Origin of the sequence: Halopseudomonas pelagia, from assembly GCF_009497895.1 — a bacterium.
GTDB lineage: Bacteria > Pseudomonadota > Gammaproteobacteria > Pseudomonadales > Pseudomonadaceae > Halopseudomonas > Halopseudomonas pelagia_A.
In genome coordinates this window covers 1949871-1966316 of record NZ_CP033116.1, presented here as the reverse complement: position 1 = coordinate 1966316, position 16446 = coordinate 1949871, and the positions used below count along the sequence as shown (strand labels likewise).

16 protein-coding genes are annotated in these 16446 nt (G+C 53.1%); 3 read left to right on the top strand and 13 right to left on the bottom strand.

Annotated features, from left to right (window positions below; all coding sequences use genetic code 11):
* The 3 genes from EAO82_RS09300 (at nucleotide 1) to EAO82_RS09290 (ending at nucleotide 3841) form a co-directional block, all read left to right on the top strand.
* On the top strand, nucleotides 1-1329 hold the full coding sequence (locus EAO82_RS09300) for a DUF1329 domain-containing protein (RefSeq protein WP_096346419.1): 1329 nt from the start codon (nucleotides 1-3) through the stop codon (nucleotides 1327-1329).
* A 675-nt stretch (nucleotides 1330-2004) separates the two neighbouring features.
* On the top strand, nucleotides 2005-2190 hold the full coding sequence (locus EAO82_RS09295) for a helix-turn-helix transcriptional regulator (RefSeq protein WP_096346420.1): 186 nt from the start codon (nucleotides 2005-2007) through the stop codon (nucleotides 2188-2190).
* 820 nt (nucleotides 2191-3010) lie between these two features.
* Nucleotides 3011-3841: an oxidoreductase gene (locus EAO82_RS09290; protein ID WP_096346421.1), complete on the top strand. Its 831-nt coding sequence runs from the start codon at nucleotides 3011-3013 to the stop codon at nucleotides 3839-3841.
* Between the two features lie 22 nt (nucleotides 3842-3863).
* Here the strand turns inward: EAO82_RS09290 and folE are convergent, their stop codons facing one another.
* From folE to EAO82_RS09225, 13 genes are all read right to left on the bottom strand, one after another.
* On the bottom strand, nucleotides 3864-4418 hold the full coding sequence (gene folE, locus EAO82_RS09285) for a GTP cyclohydrolase I FolE (protein ID WP_410402930.1): 555 nt from the start codon (nucleotides 4416-4418) through the stop codon (nucleotides 3864-3866).
* A gap of 18 nt (nucleotides 4419-4436) precedes the next feature.
* Nucleotides 4437-5144 carry a dihydromonapterin reductase gene (folM, locus tag EAO82_RS09280; RefSeq protein ID WP_096346423.1) on the bottom strand — a complete coding sequence of 236 codons (708 nt, stop codon included), beginning with the start codon at nucleotides 5142-5144 and terminating at the stop codon, nucleotides 4437-4439.
* 20 nt (nucleotides 5145-5164) lie between these two features.
* The gene (locus EAO82_RS09275; protein WP_231703314.1) at nucleotides 5165-6034 is read right to left on the bottom strand and encodes a cache domain-containing protein; all 870 of its coding nucleotides are present in this window, start codon (nucleotides 6032-6034) and stop codon (nucleotides 5165-5167) included.
* Between the two features lie 54 nt (nucleotides 6035-6088).
* A complete protein-coding gene (locus EAO82_RS09270) occupies nucleotides 6089-7213 on the bottom strand; it encodes an acyl-CoA dehydrogenase family protein (protein WP_096346425.1) in 1125 nt (374 codons plus the stop codon).
* Nucleotides 7214-7238: 25 nt separating this feature from the next.
* A complete protein-coding gene (locus EAO82_RS09265) occupies nucleotides 7239-8039 on the bottom strand; it encodes a crotonase/enoyl-CoA hydratase family protein (protein WP_096346426.1) in 801 nt (266 codons plus the stop codon).
* Nucleotides 8039-9097 carry an acyl-CoA dehydrogenase family protein gene (locus EAO82_RS09260; protein ID WP_096346427.1) on the bottom strand — a complete coding sequence of 353 codons (1059 nt, stop codon included), beginning with the start codon at nucleotides 9095-9097 and terminating at the stop codon, nucleotides 8039-8041. The genes EAO82_RS09265 and EAO82_RS09260 overlap by 1 nt, the downstream gene beginning before the upstream one ends.
* Nucleotides 9097-10248, bottom strand: a complete 1152-nt coding sequence (locus EAO82_RS09255; RefSeq protein WP_096346428.1) for an acyl-CoA dehydrogenase family protein — start codon at nucleotides 10246-10248, stop codon at nucleotides 9097-9099. The genes EAO82_RS09260 and EAO82_RS09255 overlap by 1 nt, the downstream gene beginning before the upstream one ends.
* Before the next feature lie 108 nt (nucleotides 10249-10356).
* Complete coding sequence (locus EAO82_RS09250) at nucleotides 10357-11664, bottom strand: amidohydrolase family protein (RefSeq protein ID WP_096346429.1); 1308 nt, start codon at nucleotides 11662-11664, stop codon at nucleotides 10357-10359.
* A 228-nt stretch (nucleotides 11665-11892) separates the two neighbouring features.
* Nucleotides 11893-13167, bottom strand: a complete 1275-nt coding sequence (locus EAO82_RS09245) for a cytochrome P450 (RefSeq protein WP_096346430.1) — start codon at nucleotides 13165-13167, stop codon at nucleotides 11893-11895.
* A 120-nt stretch (nucleotides 13168-13287) separates the two neighbouring features.
* On the bottom strand, nucleotides 13288-13839 hold the full coding sequence (locus EAO82_RS09240; protein WP_096346431.1) for a glutathione peroxidase: 552 nt from the start codon (nucleotides 13837-13839) through the stop codon (nucleotides 13288-13290).
* Nucleotide 13840: 1 nt separating this feature from the next.
* Complete coding sequence (locus EAO82_RS09235) at nucleotides 13841-14350, bottom strand: carboxymuconolactone decarboxylase family protein (protein ID WP_096346432.1); 510 nt, start codon at nucleotides 14348-14350, stop codon at nucleotides 13841-13843.
* Between the two features lie 5 nt (nucleotides 14351-14355).
* The gene (locus EAO82_RS09230; RefSeq protein WP_096346433.1) at nucleotides 14356-15531 is read right to left on the bottom strand and encodes a thiolase family protein; all 1176 of its coding nucleotides are present in this window, start codon (nucleotides 15529-15531) and stop codon (nucleotides 14356-14358) included.
* Nucleotides 15528-16433 (bottom strand): 3-hydroxyacyl-CoA dehydrogenase, encoded by a 906-nt coding sequence (locus EAO82_RS09225; protein WP_096346434.1) that lies wholly within the window; start codon nucleotides 16431-16433, stop codon nucleotides 15528-15530. Before EAO82_RS09225 ends, EAO82_RS09230 begins: the two co-directional genes overlap by 4 nt.
* Nucleotides 16434-16446: the final 13 nt, after the last annotated feature.

Genomic DNA, 16446 nt, shown 5'->3' with positions numbered 1-16446 from the left:
ATGAACATAACACTCAAGCATTTCACCCGTTCCGCCCTCGCTGGCAGCATGCTCGCCAGCCTGTTCAGCACTAGCGTGCTGGCGAACGATGCCCTGATCAATAGTAGCTTTCATCCCTACCAGGACGACGTCCCATCCCATGATGGATTGCAGGCGGGAATGGTCATCAACCAGGACAACCTTGCGCAGTTCAAGGACATCATTGATCCTGCCTTCGCCAATTTTATCGAGCAGGGCTGGTTGGAGGTTACTGTAGGCGAGACCACTTCCTTCGATCTGCACCCAGGCTATATCGAGGCTAGCCGCAATGGTCTCGGACAGGTCTCACTGGGGGATAGCGTCGGTGAAATAAACGGTTGGGTCGCTGGACGGCCATTTCTTGAAGAGCCCGATACTAATGATCCCAGAGCAGGTGAAAAGCTCGCATGGAACTACAAATACGGCTACAACTGGGGAGACAGCGCCGCGATTGCACCATTTTATTGGAAATATCGAGACATGAACTCCGGCAAGCTGGAACGTACTATCAAGTTCAACTTTCATTTCCTGAACTTTACTGGTCGCGTCAACCATGAGCCTGTTCCGACAATAACCCCAAACCCCTCAGAACTGTTTCGTGGTATCTACGTGCAGGTACTCGAGCCATACGACGTGCGCAATACTCAGCTGTTGATTCACCGTGCGCAGGATGACCTCAAGCGAGACAATTCCTGGCTGTATCTGGGATTTCAGCGGCGTGTGCGTCGCCTGGCCACTGGACAGGTCACTGACGCTTTCTTGGGTTCCGACCTGATGATCGAAGATTTTGAGGGATACAATGGCCGTATCTCCGACATGAACTGGAACTATAAGGGAACGCGGCACATGCTGATGCCCTTCTACAACCACAATGACCTAACACTGGACGCAGAAACCCATAGCGACAGCGATGGCTATCAGGTGGTGGCTTTTGGAGGCCAAGGCGGCTGTTTCCCGAACATAACCTGGCAGTTACGCAAGGTCTATGAAGTGGAGGCTTCTCCGGTTGATGACAGCCATCCTCTGTCCAAGCGCGTGCATTTCATCGATGCGCAAACCTTCACCATTCCACGCACCGTCTCTTATGATCGCAGCGGAAAGCTGTGGAAGACCTTTACCATCGGCCAGGCGCATCCGGACCACCACCTGCCTGCCAACAAGGGCACAGGCGTGTCAATTGATGACAGCTTCAGCATGATCGACGTTCAGGCGATGCATTGCACCACCGGTCAGTTCAAGGGTCAGGTTGATCCTAGCCTTAGCACACCGGAAATGTTCAGCGTTCAGCATATGCGTGCTACCGGCAACTGATTTTTTTGTGAAGTAAGCTGCTCCCCTTTAAGCCCGCTTAGCGGGCTTTTTTTTGCCCCAGACAAATCTCTTCAGGCAATGGCGGGCCCTACATTTCCAGTATATAAACTAAGCTTTGATCTTCCCGTTAAGGGATACCAATGCTCTCGGTTTCTCCAATGGATAGCTACAAAGAGGCATAACGAGAAAAGGCTGAGAGCCGCAAGGCTCGCCCCAGCGGGTCCAGGGCGGAATGAGACAGAGTGGGAACACCTGAAAAAGGTTTTGGTCGGGGAGACTGGATTCTATTTACAGGTATTTTTGTATGCATATCAACACATTATGAATTTTATAAAATACAGCATACAAACCAGCATACACATTAACTCTCCTTGGAAAGCACACCTACAACCCAGCGCTCCTAAGAGTTGACAGCACGAAAATAGGTGGCTATACAAATGTCAAGGATTATTTATTGACCGATTAGGCTTATTACAATAGTATTTGCCTATGAGGTCTTGCCAGAACCTCCCGCGTGCTACTGCGATGCCATCTATCCCTTGGGCACGCAGTCGAATTGAACGGGTAGAAATAACGCACGGATGCCCTGGCTAAGGGCAAATAAAATGTTTAACCGAAAAAAAATCAATAATAAAACTGTATTACCTCTTCTCGGAGTTAATGGGGAGGCGCACCATGACTGATCTGGTTCTGCTGAACTTCCACGAGGTGTCAGATAAAGTCAGTCTAAGTAGAAAATCCATCTACGCACGAATTAAGAATGGAGAATTTCCGAGGCAGGTTAAAATCGGTAAAGCCAGTCGTTGGCTGAAGCATGAGGTTGAAGCTTGGATCTTGAATGCGGCGGCTGGTCGTTCATAGCACCGTTACCAGACACGAGTTCCTCGAACTTAGCCAAAGGCGGTTGCTCCGGAACCACCAGAAGATGGGCTTATAAACTATTCTCTGGTTTGCGGACGCCGCCGCCCGTGTCTACAGTCAAACTTCTGGGAGCAGTGTTAGTTACTGGCTTCCCCGCCGCACTTTAACCTCTCCTCCTTGAGTTCGTACGTTACCAATACTGAGTTGGCAAAGGTTTGCTGAGCATGCAGAAGGCTATCCACAACCAACCGTTCGTGGCCTTCGTTGCACAGCAACAACTCATATGTCTGGAAGGAAGCTAACCAAAAATGGGTCAGCTTTTTTCTACGCTACTTCAAACCTCTCACGGTTCAGTGCTACACCCCTGACAGACTGCTAGTTTCTCTTGTGTAGTGACCATCGCACCGGGCGTTCAGCATAGGCCCGCTCATACACTTCGTGTCACTTTGCAAGAACGGTAACATCTAGGCCCTGATGCCGGTCATCGTGGCGTACAAGCACATAAAGTCCCTGACCCTGGCCTCATCCAGACAGGCAAAGCCGTTCTGCTTCCACTGAGCGCAGTACTTCAGTTTCCGGAAAAGAGTTAGTCGGCTTTTGATCTCCTGGCAGAGAAGCTCCTCAAGCCTTGGCTTGTTTGCGACAATTAGATAGCGTCTGCCTAGACATGCCTTCCTGCCGAGTCAGCTGGGCAGCTGGGCAGCTGGGCAGCTGGGCAGCGACAGATTACGCTTAAGCCGGAAAATATTGACACTTTTTAACATTATGTATAGTTTCTTAGCCAAGCTAAAAACACCCTACTAAATTCGAGGATGTGTAAATGCGTACTTGGCTCATCACCGGCGCAAATAGAGGCCTCGGCTGGCATATAGCTCAAGCCGCCATTGCGGCAGGCGATAACGTGGTCGTTACGGGACGGACGCAGGCGATTATCAGCGACGCTTACAGGAGCCACGATACAAGTCGGGTTCTAACCGTCTCTCTCGATGTGACTGCAACAGATCAGATCCAAAAGGCAGTAGACGCGACCATCGCCAAATTCGGGAAAATTGATATTTTGGTCAACAATGCTGGGTATGGTCAGCTAGGCCCATTTGAAGATAACAGCGCAAGCGATATTGAAAGTCAGTTTGCGACTAACGTCTTTGGCTTGTTCGCTATGTGCCGAGCGGTGCTGCCGGTAATGCGCAATCAACGGCAAGGCCACATTTTTAATATCGCATCAATTGCCGGCCTTGCCGGGATGCCCGGTGCCAGTGTGTATTGCGCCTCGAAGTTTGCGGTTGTTGGGTTTTCTGAGTCATTGGCGCAGGAAGTGAAGGGTTTTGGCGTCCAAGTAACTTTGGTTGCACCCGGCGCCTTTCGCACTGATTTTCTGGACGACAGCTCCGCTCGCTTCGGCAGCGCGCCCCTTGCCGAATATAAGGAGTTCTCTAGCAAGGTTCGGTCATCCTCCGCCAACAACAACCACAAGCAGCCTGGCGTACCAGAAAAGCTCGGCCAAGCGCTTGTCGAACTAGCACTGAATCCGGAGGCCCCGCTTCATTTTATCGTGGGCTCCGATGCCATCTCGCTGGCTGAAACCCGGTCAGCCTCAAGAAAAGATGAATTGCAGCGCTGGCGGCATTTAGCGGTCTCAACTGACGCCTGAGTTCCTGGCATAGCCGGGGCAATTAGCCCCGGCTGATCAACTGCAGAAACTCCTGTCGGGTATTCCCTGACTCACGAAAAGCACCCAGCATCACCGAGCTGAACATGGTGGAATTTTGCTTCTCAACGCCGCGCATCATCATGCACATGTGTTTCGCCTCAATCACTACGGCCACACCTCCAGCTTGAGTCACCTGTTGCAATGCCTCTGCAATTTGTCGCGTGAGGTTTTCCTGTATCTGCAAACGTCGGGCAAACATGTCGACAATGCGGGCTACCTTGGACAGACCGATGACTTTGCCAGTGGGAATATAGGCGACATGGGCCTTTCCTATAAACGGCAACATGTGATGCTCACAAAGGGAATACAGCTCAATATCCTTGACGATAACCATCTCGTCATTATCAGAATCGAACAACGCATTATTCACAATTTCGTCCAGCGACTGCCCATAACCTCGACACATAAACTGCATCGCTTTTGCTGCCCGCAAAGGGGTGCCCACCAATCCATCACGGCCAGGCTCTTCGTCCAGCTCTGTTAGAATCCCCCGGTAACAATCGGTCAGTTTTTCCAAGCTCATAGGTACCATCTCTCAAGCATATTTAAGCCTGCCGCCGCCATTTAAGTCGAGACAGGTTCCTGTGATGTACGGGTTTTCAAGCAGGTATCTCAGGGTGCGATAGAATACCTCTGGCCCAGGTTCAAACCCCAACAAAGACTGCTCGAGAATATGTTGTTTATGCTCAGCAGTATCGGAGATGTTAAACATGATCAACGCCGGAGCTATGCTGTTTACTTTGATCGCAGGAGCGAAGCGTCTCGCAAACGAGCGAGTCATACTTTCAAGTCCCGCTTTGGTCGCTAGGTAAGCCACGTAGTCGGGGTCGCTGCTCAAGGCATCATGATCGGTAATATGAACAATGTCTGCTTGCGGCTGGTTTAGCAGACTAGAGCAGGCCTTGTTGATCATATATGGCGCTAGCATGTGAACCGCGTACATGGCCTGAAAATCATCCGCGTTCAGATCAGTATCAGCACACCAGGTTGAGGCGTTATGAACAATCGCCCGCAATGACGAAACCTGGGCTTTCAGCTCCTCGATAAACAACTCAATACCTTCATTGGTTGAAAAGTCGGCCAGGATAACTTCAATACCCGCCGGCCCTTGCTCTGGCCACTCTGCGCGCCAGTGACGGCAAGTAATAATAACTCGGAAGCCGTCACTGGCCAGACGCTGAGCAGAGTGCCAGCCCACCCTCTGGGCGCCACCCGTAATCAAGATGGCAGGTGTTGAGTTCATCTTTTGCATAACCTGGAGGGTTATTCAGCTTTCGAGTAGAAACCGACGGCGACAATGTAGTTACCAACTACCTGGAACAGTGTCGTCTTGGGTTCGTTCTTGTCTGTGACCGGATTGGGCCATAGATAGCCGATACGGCCGCTACCCGCTTTAGCTGCAGCATCTAAGATCTCCTGCCCAATCGGTTGGCGATCCGCCGACTGGACTCGACGAAAATCACTTCCTACCAGCCTCAGATTGTATCCATGGGCGATAAACCTCTGTGATTCACGGTCAACCACAAAGGCGTAAAGATCATCTTTGAGAAACTTGGCATCCAATTCGTTTATGCGTTCAAAGGTCTGCTCGGGCTGTTCAGCAACAGCTTTGATGACGTAGTCCAGAAGTACTTGCGCCTCTGTCTCGCTTGAGCGCTCAATGTAATAACCGACTGAAAAAATCTTGTCGTCCACTCTTTGGTAGAAAACCCTTTTACGTTCTACCCGCCCTATCTGCCAGTTCATCCAGCGATAATCTGCATGATGAATCTGCTCGCTTTCTGGCAATGCCAGCGCTGCCTTGAAACCTTTATTCAAGTCGTCATTCAGCGCGGAGCCAACATCCCGTCCAATTAAATTGGACGACGGGCCACCGCTCGCAAGCATGACGCCGTCAGTCCCAATAACGTAGACGTAAAGTTCTTCGTCGACGAACTCACCCTGCCGACTGAAGGCAGCAAGTGAGCTCTCCCCTTCGGCCCGATAGTGTGCTATCGCTTTGCGCAGCAGGCTTTTTGCCCTATCAGCTTCTTCAGCGTAACGATCCTCAGGTATGCCTTGGCCAAAAACGTTAGCCACCACAAACAGGGTGGCTACAATCAGGATATTTCGACAAATCAGCAACATAGTCATTACTCCCCTATTGTTATTGTTCTGGACGCCAAGGTATCGACGCACCGGGCCGGTTCAAAAGTTGCGGCTGATGATTTCCTTCATGATTTCTGAAGTGCCGCCATAGATCCGTGCAACACGCGCATCCACCCAGGCACGACCGATCTTGTATTCACTCATAAAGCCGTAGCCGCCGTGTAACTGCAACAACTCATCCAGCATTTTACCCTGCAGCTCCGATCCCAACAGCTTGGCCATAGCTGCCACGTCTGCGGGCAGCTCATCACGCATAACGCGCTCCAGGCAGTCATCTACAAAAACGCGCAGCATAGTGGCCTGGGCCTTGACCTCGGCCAGCTTGAATCGCGTGTTCTGAAAATCAAACACGCTATGACCGAATACCTTGCGCTCACGGGTATATTCCAAGGTCTCTTCAAACAGTGTTTCGATCGATTGTGCGGCTCGCAGGCCGATAATCAGACGTTCCCAGGCCAACTGATGAGTGAGGTATTTAAATCCTTTATTCTCCTCTCCCAGCCGATTGCTGACCGGCACCCGCACCTCGTCGAAGAACAGCTCGGCAGTGTCCTGACCTTTGAGGCCGATCTTGTCCAGCAGTTTTCCCTTGGAAAATCCCGGGCGATCCGTTTCGATACAGATGAGCGTTAAATCTTTGCTGGCCGGATCAAGTTTAGTCGCAGTCACCACCAGATCTGCGTTGCCGCCGTTGGTGATAAAGGTTTTCTGCCCACTGACCACATACTCATCGCCCTCGCGGCGGACCTGCGTGCGCATCGAGCGTAAGTCACTGCCTATTCCCGGCTCGCTCATCGCTATCACACCGATCATGTTGCCGCTGACCATCTCAGGTAGCCACTTCAGCTTTTGCTCTTCGGAGCCGTAGGCAATCAGATACGGGGCAACAATTTCAGAGTGGGTAGTGAAGCCAACCGCGGTAGCATTGGCACGCGCCAGTTCTTCAATCATTACCGCCGAATGGCCGTAATCGCCTCCAGCACCACCGTACTCTTCGGGAACGGTTGAACACAGCAAACCCATTTCGCCAGCTTTGCGCCAAACTTCTTTCGGAACGATGCCCTGCTTTTCCCACTCATGCAGGTGCGGTGTTATTTCCCGTTCGACGAAACGCCGGGCCTGCTCCCTGAACATATTGTGATCTTCACGAAAAACCCTACGCATCGTGACCTCTCCTCGAATAATTTTGTTATTGGTCTTTGAAGTTCGGTTTGCGCTTCTCGACAAACGCGTTTACCGCTTCACTATGGTCCTGGGTGTGATGCGCCAGCGATTGATAGGCCGCCGATAGTTCAAGCAGGGAGTCAAGCCGCATATGCTGCCCCTCACGCAGGAGACGCTTACACAGTCTCAAGGCGTGGCCCGGGTTTTGGGCGATACGCTGAGCCAGCTCAAGCGCTTCGGTCTCCAGCTCTTCTGCCGAACACAATTGCTCAACAAGCCCCCATTCGAGGGCTTTATCAGCACCAATGGTGTCGCCAGTGAAGGCCATTAGACTAGCCTTCGGGATGCCAATAATACGCGGCAAAAGCCAAGCACCACCGTCGCCAGGCACAATCCCTAGCTTGACAAAGCTTTCCGCAAACACGGCTTTTTCGCTGGCAATACGGATATCGCACATACACGCCAGATCCAACCCAGCACCGATGGCGGCACCGTTCACTGCGGCAATGATCGGGATGTCCAGCTCGTAAAGCGCCAGGGGAATCTGCTGAATGCCGTTGCGGTAGGTATCGCGCAGCTCATAAGGCGAACCAGCAAAAATACCCTCACGGTTTTGCATGTCCTTGATGTTGCCACCTGCACAGAAGGCTTTGCCGTTGCCTGTCAGCACAACGGCCCTGACACTCTGATCTCGACGCAAGCCAGCACATAGATCGACGAACTCCTGAATTTGTCCCGGCTCTGACAATGCGTTGCGGGTTTCAGGGCTATTCATGCGGACCATTACTACAGCACCGTGCCGTTCAACCTGGAGAAAGGGGTTCATTACACAGATCCTATTTCAGCTACCGGGAGCTGATGTTGTTTTGAATGCGTGATCATTGGCCAGAAAGCCTGTTCACCCGCTGCACAGACATACTTGCCCAACTGCGTACTCCAGAAGGTAGACGAACCGAATTCGCTGCGCCATGCCCAAAGCCTGCGGGTCAACAGGTGTAGAGAATATTCCTGAGTAAAACCGATCGCACCGTGTACCGAATGCCCAATACCCGCGCCTATGCTGGCCGCATCGGCCGTACTGATCTTGGCCACAGCGATACTGAATGACGCAAGCTGGTCACCGGACTCAGAAAAAGCGGTTTCCGCAGCAACATTGGCCGCTGCCGTTTGCTCAGCGAGAACCGCAAGCTGCTGCTGGATGGCCTGAAACGAGGCAATCGGTTTTCCGAATTGCTTGCGCTCTGCCGCATAGCCCGAAGTAAGTTCCAGCAATGCAGTCAGCGCACCAGCCATCTGGGCAGAGCGCAGCATAGCGCCACCAATCTGCAATACAGAGGCCGGCATTGCGCTAGGCAACTTGGCTGACGCGGCGCAGTGGGCGGCCTTGAAAAGCAGATTGTCGCGTGGCTCTCCGGCAATGTTGCTACCGGGAACAACACCGTCAGCGCAAGCCATATCCAACAACACCACCTGATCTCCAACCACCGTTACTACCCATTCGGCGTGCCGTCCCCACGGCACGTGATACAGGTCCCCGGATAGTCGTTCCCCTTCCCAACGCAGGGTACCCTGAGCGGCGATAGTCAATACGCCGCTGCGCGCACCTATCCCGCTTGCTTCAAGAAGCCAGTTACCCAGCAACATTTCCACCAATGGAACTGGAGCGGCGTAGCGCCCTGCCGCACGGACGATTACAAACAGATCTTCCCAGCCTGCCTCTGCACCACCAATCGCTTCAGGTGCGCCGGCCAACTGAAAACCATTTTCTTCCAATGCGCGCCAGAGATCAGCGCTCCACATGCCGCCTTCGGCAGAGCGGATATAGTCCGCAGTCGATATATCGCTCAACAGCCGCTCAATGGTTGACTCAAAAAGTTCTCGCATTATCTCAACCCCAGTCCACGCGCAATAATGCCGCGCAAAATTTCACGAGTACCCCCGCGTAACGAGAATGAAGGCGCCATCTGGGTCAGATAGGCAAGCACCTGCGCATGATCAGAGCCGCCGTTCACCTGTGCCTGCTCTTCCAATAAGAGCTGCAGCGTTTCTGGCAGCTCCTGTTCGAATACATTGCCCAGATCCTTGACACATGAGGCAGCCCAGGCCGGGTTGTTTCCATCAACCAATTGCTGAGTGACCGCCAGCGACATGTTGCGCAAGGTCAACAAGCGGGCGGTGATACGGCCAATATCACGCGCCTGCAACGCATCTGGTCGCGGCCCAATCAATGCCAGTGCCGTATGCATAAGCGCAATACTACTGAGGAAGCGTTCTGGCCCACTGCGCTCGAAGGCCAGCTCTGCCGTGACCTGATCCCACCCCTTACCCTCTTCTCCGATAAGCGCATCGGCATCTAACCGAACGTTATCGAAAAAGACCTCATTGAAGTGCTCGCCGCCGGCGAGATCAGCTATCGGACGCACGGTGATGCCGGGCAGCGTAAGGTCGATGATGAATTGCGACATACCACCATGCCGCCCGCTCTCGGCCTGACTGCCGGTGCGAACCAGCGCAATCATGTAATGCGAATGCTGGGCATTGGTAGTCCAGACCTTCTGTCCATTCAGTAACCAGCCAGCGTCGACACGCTGAGCGTTGGTTTTGATCGACGCCAGATCAGACCCCGAATTGGGTTCCGACATGCCAATGCAGAAGTAACTCTCGCCACGGCAGATAGGCGGCAAGTATTTCTCTTTCTGTGCTGGTGTACCAAAACGAAGTATCAATGGTGCACTCTGACGATCAGCAATCCAGTGCGCCGATACCGGTGCACCCGCTGCCAAGAGTTCCTCGATAATCACGTAACGGGCAAAAGGGCTGGCATCAGCCCCGCCGTACTGTTTCGGCAGCGCCATGCCAAGCCAACCCTTCTGGCCAAGCTGACGGCTGAACTGCGCATCAAAGCCCATCCATGAATGGGCTTTTTTGACAGCCGGGTAATTTTCCAGCGATTCCTTAAGAAAGCAACGTACATCGGCACGCAGAGCTTCGGCTTCTTCGGGAATAACGCTGTATTTAAACTGGGAAATACTCATCAACAAGACACCTTCGGCTGATTGAAACAACCCAGAAAGCAAGTTAAATGACCAACCTGCACACCCACTGCCGGATTACGACAGCAGTGGGTTTAGCGCAGGATCTAATCAGATCGCAGTTTTTGCGTCAGCTTGAGCGAACATCGCGTTGATGTCGCCGGAGGTAACAGGCTTGCCGTCCTTGCGGGTCACCTCGGCACCGCCCAGACCCAATGCTGGCTCGGTAATCACGTGCGTTGCCTGGGCACGTAGCGCGCCCACTGTGCAATTTTCGCGACCGATCAGCGGGAACGGATCATAGGAGAACTCGCGCATCGCATTCAGGTGGGTAACCTTGTTGATCTGCGTATCAGTCAGATTCTTCAAATGCGCCCAGGTGGTTTCTGGTGAATGCGGCCAGGTGCAATCGGAATGTGGGTAATCGCTTTCCCAGGTAACCATGTCTTCGTTCATGAACTTGAGATTTTGCAGACCAAAATTGTCTTCAATAAAGCAAGTAATGAAGTGCTTGAAGAAAATATCGCTCGGCATTTTTCCGCCGAAATCGGCGTTGGTCCATGCATTATGGTGGCGATGAGTGAAGTCGGCGCGCTCCAGCAGATAAGGAACCCAGCCGATACTGCCCTCAGACAAAGCCATGCGTAGCGTAGGAAACTTCTTCCACATCGGCGCCCATATCCAGTCCGCCGCCGCGTTGGCAATCGAGATGGGCATGGTGGTAATCCATGCATCGATCGGTGACAGATCGGACGCGTGCTCGGCTTTACCACCGGAGCCGATGTGACAGCAGACCACTACGTTGTTATCTGCACACGCCTTCCACAAAGGATCCCAATAGTCATCATGAATTGATGGGAAGCCCAGGCGCGCAGGGTTGTCAGAAAACGACAGCGCGTGAACACCCTGGGCCGAAAGACGCTTGACCTCAGCCACGGCGGCCGGCATATCCCAATAGGGTACCAACATCAGCGGGATGAACCGCCCGGGTGCCGCATTACACCAGTCATACAGATGCCAGTCGTTGTAGGCACGGATGGCCGCTAAGGCGATCTCACGATTGCCATGCGCTTGAAAGCGTTGACCGGCGAAGCCGGGAAAGGTCGGAAAGCACAGCGAGCCCAAAACGCCGTTGGCATTCATATCATCAACTCGGTCCTTGACGTTCCAGGTGCCTCGGCGCATCTGATCATAGCCAAGCGGCTCCATACCGTACTCTTCCTTGGGTCGACCGACGACGGAATTAAGACCCATGTACCCCGTAGCCTCGTCTTCAAAAATCCAAACATCGCGGTCACCACGCTTTTCTACGTGCGGCTCACGACCTTTGAATTTTTCAGGCATGTGGTGTTTGAAGGCATCTGGCGGCTCGATAGCGTGATCGTCCACACTGACGAGGATGAGATCTTCAAGATTCATGGTATTCCCCTTCGCTTATAGCGGATTTTGTTTGTAGCTAGATAGTAGTTGAGCCAAGCCCTAATTTAAACACATTTCTTATTTGTGTTTATATCTTTTTGTTACCAGCAAAGAGACCCCTGCTTCCGTTTTGGAGCAAGTCCTAAAAACTGGCTATCAGAGTAGGGAGTCGCAATCTGCCTAAGCCTTGCTCAGGCAGATTGCGAGGACTTCGGGAGAAGACGTTTATCAGTCCCAGATTACATGCAGCTGATGGGGACCGCGAAGCTGTGCACCGGTAATTTGCGGTCCCGGCTTGGAAGGATCGAGACGGATATTGGGCAACATGTCCAACACCGCGTTCAGGGCACAGTTGATCTCGGTTTTGGCAACAAATTGCCCTATGCACATATGCGGGCCAAAGCCAAAACCGAATGAAGGCCGCTGGCGCCGATCAATGTCAAAGGTATTGGCGTTTTCAAAGAACTCTTCGTCTCTGTTGGCCGAGCTGACAATGCATGACACCATCGCGCCTTTGGGAATCGCCACCCCTCGAATCTCGGTTGCCTCTGCCGTTTGGCGCACCTTGAAGGTGGCGACCGGCTCAAAACGGATAGACTCGTCAATAGCCTTGTTGACCAGGCTGCGGTCATTTCGTACCCGCTCCAACAAAGAAGGATTTTCCAGAAGCAGTGTCATCAGCGTACCGAAAGTACGCGTGGTGGTTTCGCCTGCTGCAGGCAACAGAGAACGCACAAAAGTGGTGATCTCATGATCATCCAGCGAGCGCCCCTCGTACTCTGCACGAATCAAGCGGCTGATAAGATCATCCCCTTCGCCGCCTTCTGCGCGGCGCTCTGCCACCACAATCTTGATAGCATCATAAAGCGCCACAACCGCTTCCATGGCGGCTTTCTTGGCCGCTGCTGCTTTGGCCGGATCAACTTGCGGACCGGCAAGAATGGCCAGCGCCCACGCAGCATACTGCTTGATCTTTTCAGGCTGGTCATTCGGAAAACCGATAAGCGAGTAGATCACCCGGATCGGAAAGTACAGAGCAAAGTCCATCAGGTCTGCACTTTTTTGCCCAGCCATCGGCTGAAGAAATTCTTCACGTATAACCTTGTCGATACGTTCTTCCTTCCAGCGGTTAACCGTATCCGGCATAAACACTGGCTGTAGCAGGTTACGCATGTTCTTGTGTTGATCGCCGTCCATCGCCGTCAGGATCAAACCGTCAAAAAAAGCACCCAGGCCTTCAGCAATAAAGCCGCTGGTGAACTGCTTAGCGTCACGCATCACGTGCATAACATCGTCATACTTGAAAAGCGTGAAACAAGGGCGGTCAGGATCTACACCGGCAATGGACGGAACGCCCAAGCGCTCCATGAAGTTACCTTCCATAACCGGCGAGGTCTTGCGCATTTCAGCGTACGTAGCATGCAAATCAATATCGCTGCCCTTGTAGTTACTGGCTACATCGGCAAACACGGTTTCCAGGTTGCTCTTGGAACTGTCAGTCATGACGTTCTCCTTTTGTTGTTTTGACTCTCAGGTGGGCTTCTGCCAAGAAGACCACACGGACAATTCAGACTATTCCTGAAAAGGAAAGAATTGAACTCTTTTTACAAAAATGCCTAATTACTATGTTTCAGTATTCAACAAACCATTCAAAACCGTCAGGAAGCGTGGCTCAGTGACCTCCACATCTGGGGCAAAGCGCGCTACCACTTCGCCCTGACGGTTAAGCAAAAACTTCTCAAAATTCCATACCACCTCAGGTGCAGGGCTGGTTTTAATGCCGAAGCTTTCCAGCTTGGTGCGCATGGGCCCCTCACCCACTGCCGTTGGAGCTGCTGCGGTGAGCGCCGAGTACAGCGGATGGCGATCTGCGCCGGTGACACTGATCTTGGAGAAAAGAGGGAAGCTGACGCTGTATTTGCTTTGGCAGAACGCCGCAATATCTTCGTCGCTGCCAGGCTCCTGTTCGCGAAAATCATTGGCCGGAAAGGCCAGGATTGCGAATCCATTGTTTTGTCGCTCTCTATACAGCTGTTCGAGTGCTTGATACTGCGGCGTCAGGCCGCAGCGCGAAGCCACATTGACTATCAACAACACCTTGCCGGTGTAGGCGATCAGACTAGTGTCAGTACCATCCATTTTTTTTAAAGCGCAGCTATGCAATGGGGTATTCATTTTATTCCTCGTAAGCCTGCTGGACGTAGGTCATTCGCCCGCCAGCAAGCATCAGGGCACAATACATGTTGAGTTCTGTTATCTGCGCTGGGCTGAAAAACCTTGCCAGTGCTTCAAAATGGACATCACCTACCGTCATGTAATCGCCGGCAAACAATTCAGCGAACTGCAAAGCGGCCTGTTCTTGTTGAGTAAAGTGATCACTGTCTGACGCCAGGCAAGCGATATCCAGATCGTTTACATCATCTGATTTTCTGGCTAACTGACAGGCTTTGCAGGTCGTTACGCTGGCGATTTTCAGGCGTACCAACTCACGTAGCCGCTCGCTCAACAGACTCTGACTGTAAAACAGCTCAAGCACGGCTAACCAGGCCTCGGCCAACGCAGGACGATGCGCCCAAACCTGCACAGGCACGCTGGAACTCAGCATGCCGGAGTCCAGGCCACGTTGCAGCGCAATAGCCAGCGACTCTGGAAGCGACGATAGGGGTAATGGCGTAATTCTGGACATGGTAGTCAGGAAAGCCGCTCAATCAAGGTAGCTGTGCCCAGTCCGCCAGCACAACAGATAGCCTGGAGGGCATAGCGTCCCTTGCGGCGCTCAAGCTCGTTCAACATGGAGGTCATGATACGCGCGCCGCTGGCACCTAGCGGGTGACCTAGTGCAATAGCCCCCCCGTTGACGTTCAATCGCTCAGCAGACACACCCATCTCACGCATCCAGGCTATCGGCACTGAAGCAAACGCCTCATTGATCTCGAACAAGTCGATGTCGTCCGTGCGGAGCCCAGCCTTTTGCAGAATTTTTTGCGTAGCTGCAATAGGCCCGGTCAGCATCAACGTAGGATCCGCACCCACCGTGGTAATGGTCTTGATGCGAGCACGAGCCCTCAGACCCAAACGCTTTGCGGTGTCTGCCGACATCACCAGCAACGCCGCCGCACCATCGGATATCTGCGAGGAATTACCTGCGGTAATGCGGCCGTTTTCCGGACGGAAGCTGGTTTTCAAGGTCGCCAACTTTTCCAGCGACGTGTCGCGCCTGATGGTTTCATCTGCGAAAAACAAGCCGGTGAAACCGTCGTGATCTTTCTCGCAGAGGTCGGCAATGGGCAAAGGCGCGATTTCACTGGCGAAATACCCCGCATCTGCAGCCGCCCCGGCTCGCCGGTGGCTTTCCAGCGCATAGGCGTCCAGTTCATCCCGGCTGATCTGCCATTTTTCCGCCATACGCTCAGCGGCCTCGCCTTGCGAGGTCAGCTCGTACCGCTCCATGGCCTGCCAACCGAATGCTTCACCGTGAATATCACGGTTGCTACCCATCGGCACTCTGCTCATCGCCTCAGCGCCGCCAGCGATAACGATATCAGCCGCCCCACAAGCAATAGCTCCGACCGCGGCATGCACCGCAGCCTCACCGGATCCGCATTTCCGATCCAGCGTAAGACCTGGAACAGTCGCTGGCCAGCCCGCACTCAGCAATGCTGTGCGCGCTATGTTGGCCGATTGTTCGCCGATCTGGGTGACACAGCCAAAAATCACATCATCGATTTGTTGCGCCGTTAAGCCCGTGCGCTTCAACAGTTCGTTCAGTATCAAAGCGCCCATGTGGTCTGCTCGAACGCCAGCCAAACTGCCGCGAAAGCGCCCTACCGGAGTGCGTACCGCATCCACAATGACGATATCGTTCATAGGTAACTGCCTTTGAGACCGGAACCTGGGACAGCTTTTCCGTCTTCATAACGATAAACGCCGTGGCTGGTTTTCCGCCCTAGCCGGCCGGCTGCAACCATCTTGATGATCAATGGGCAAGGGCGAAACTTCTCACCCAGAGTACTGTGCAAGTATCGCAGTACGGACAGGCGGGTATCCCACCCCGTCAGATCACCGAGCTCCAGGGGCCCCATCGGATGGTTGAAGCCCATGCGCAATGCTGTATCGATGTCCTCGGCAGTCGCAGTACCTTCCTGCAACATATACATGGCCTCGTTACCCAGCAGAGCAGACATCCGGCTAGTGGTAAGGCCAGGCGACTCGTTGACAACAATGGACGTCTTGCCCAGCGCCTCACAGTAATCGCGGGTAATAGCTACCGTTTCATCATTGGTCGCCAAGCCCAACACGATCTCGACCAGTTTCATCTTGTGCACGGGATTGAAAAAATGCATGCCGATAAAACGCTCAGGCGACGGCACAGAGGCTGCGATTTCGGTCACGCTGAGCGCGGAGGTGTTACTGGCTATGATGCCGTTTTCAGCCATGACAGCAGCCGCTTGAGTGACCACCGCCTTCTTGACAGCAAGCTGCTCTGAAACCGTTTCAAGCACAAGATTGGCGCCGCTGGCAGCCACGCTCAAGTCTTCGCTCACAGTCAAACGCTCCAGGGACGACCGAGCGCTATCTTCAGATACCTTGCCCAGACGTACGCCATCGCCGAGGATTTTTTCGATACTTTTGTAAGCTTGCTTTAGTGACTCAGGATTGGTGTCCACAATCACCGTCGGGAACCCGGAACTGGCGAAGGCATGGGCGATCCCCGTGCCCATCAGACCTGCCCCGACTACCACAACCTTGTTCGTTTTATTCGCAGTCATTGTAAAAACCTCA

Excerpts from the sequence above, each read along its gene's own strand:
- EAO82_RS09265 (WP_096346426.1), bottom strand. The coding sequence starts at position 8,039 with ATGAACCCCTTTCTCCAGGTTGAACGGCACGGTGCTGTAGTAATGGTC.
- EAO82_RS09275 (WP_231703314.1), bottom strand. The coding sequence starts at position 6,034 with ATGACTATGTTGCTGATTTGTCGAAATATCCTGATTGTAGCCACCCTG.
- EAO82_RS09250 (WP_096346429.1), bottom strand. The coding sequence starts at position 11,664 with ATGAATCTTGAAGATCTCATCCTCGTCAGTGTGGACGATCACGCTATC.
- EAO82_RS09300 (WP_096346419.1), top strand. The coding sequence starts at position 1 with ATGAACATAACACTCAAGCATTTCACCCGTTCCGCCCTCGCTGGCAGC.
- EAO82_RS09290 (WP_096346421.1), top strand. The coding sequence starts at position 3,011 with ATGCGTACTTGGCTCATCACCGGCGCAAATAGAGGCCTCGGCTGGCAT.
- EAO82_RS09240 (WP_096346431.1), bottom strand. The coding sequence starts at position 13,839 with ATGAATACCCCATTGCATAGCTGCGCTTTAAAAAAAATGGATGGTACT.
- folM (WP_096346423.1), bottom strand. The coding sequence starts at position 5,144 with ATGAACTCAACACCTGCCATCTTGATTACGGGTGGCGCCCAGAGGGTG.
- EAO82_RS09225 (WP_096346434.1), bottom strand. The coding sequence starts at position 16,433 with ATGACTGCGAATAAAACGAACAAGGTTGTGGTAGTCGGGGCAGGTCTG.
- EAO82_RS09255 (WP_096346428.1), bottom strand. The coding sequence starts at position 10,248 with ATGAGTATTTCCCAGTTTAAATACAGCGTTATTCCCGAAGAAGCCGAA.
- EAO82_RS09270 (WP_096346425.1), bottom strand. The coding sequence starts at position 7,213 with ATGCGTAGGGTTTTTCGTGAAGATCACAATATGTTCAGGGAGCAGGCC.
- EAO82_RS09295 (WP_096346420.1), top strand. The coding sequence starts at position 2,005 with ATGACTGATCTGGTTCTGCTGAACTTCCACGAGGTGTCAGATAAAGTC.
- EAO82_RS09260 (WP_096346427.1), bottom strand. The coding sequence starts at position 9,097 with ATGCGAGAACTTTTTGAGTCAACCATTGAGCGGCTGTTGAGCGATATA.
- EAO82_RS09230 (WP_096346433.1), bottom strand. The coding sequence starts at position 15,531 with ATGAACGATATCGTCATTGTGGATGCGGTACGCACTCCGGTAGGGCGC.
- EAO82_RS09245 (WP_096346430.1), bottom strand. The coding sequence starts at position 13,167 with ATGACTGACAGTTCCAAGAGCAACCTGGAAACCGTGTTTGCCGATGTA.
- EAO82_RS09235 (WP_096346432.1), bottom strand. The coding sequence starts at position 14,350 with ATGTCCAGAATTACGCCATTACCCCTATCGTCGCTTCCAGAGTCGCTG.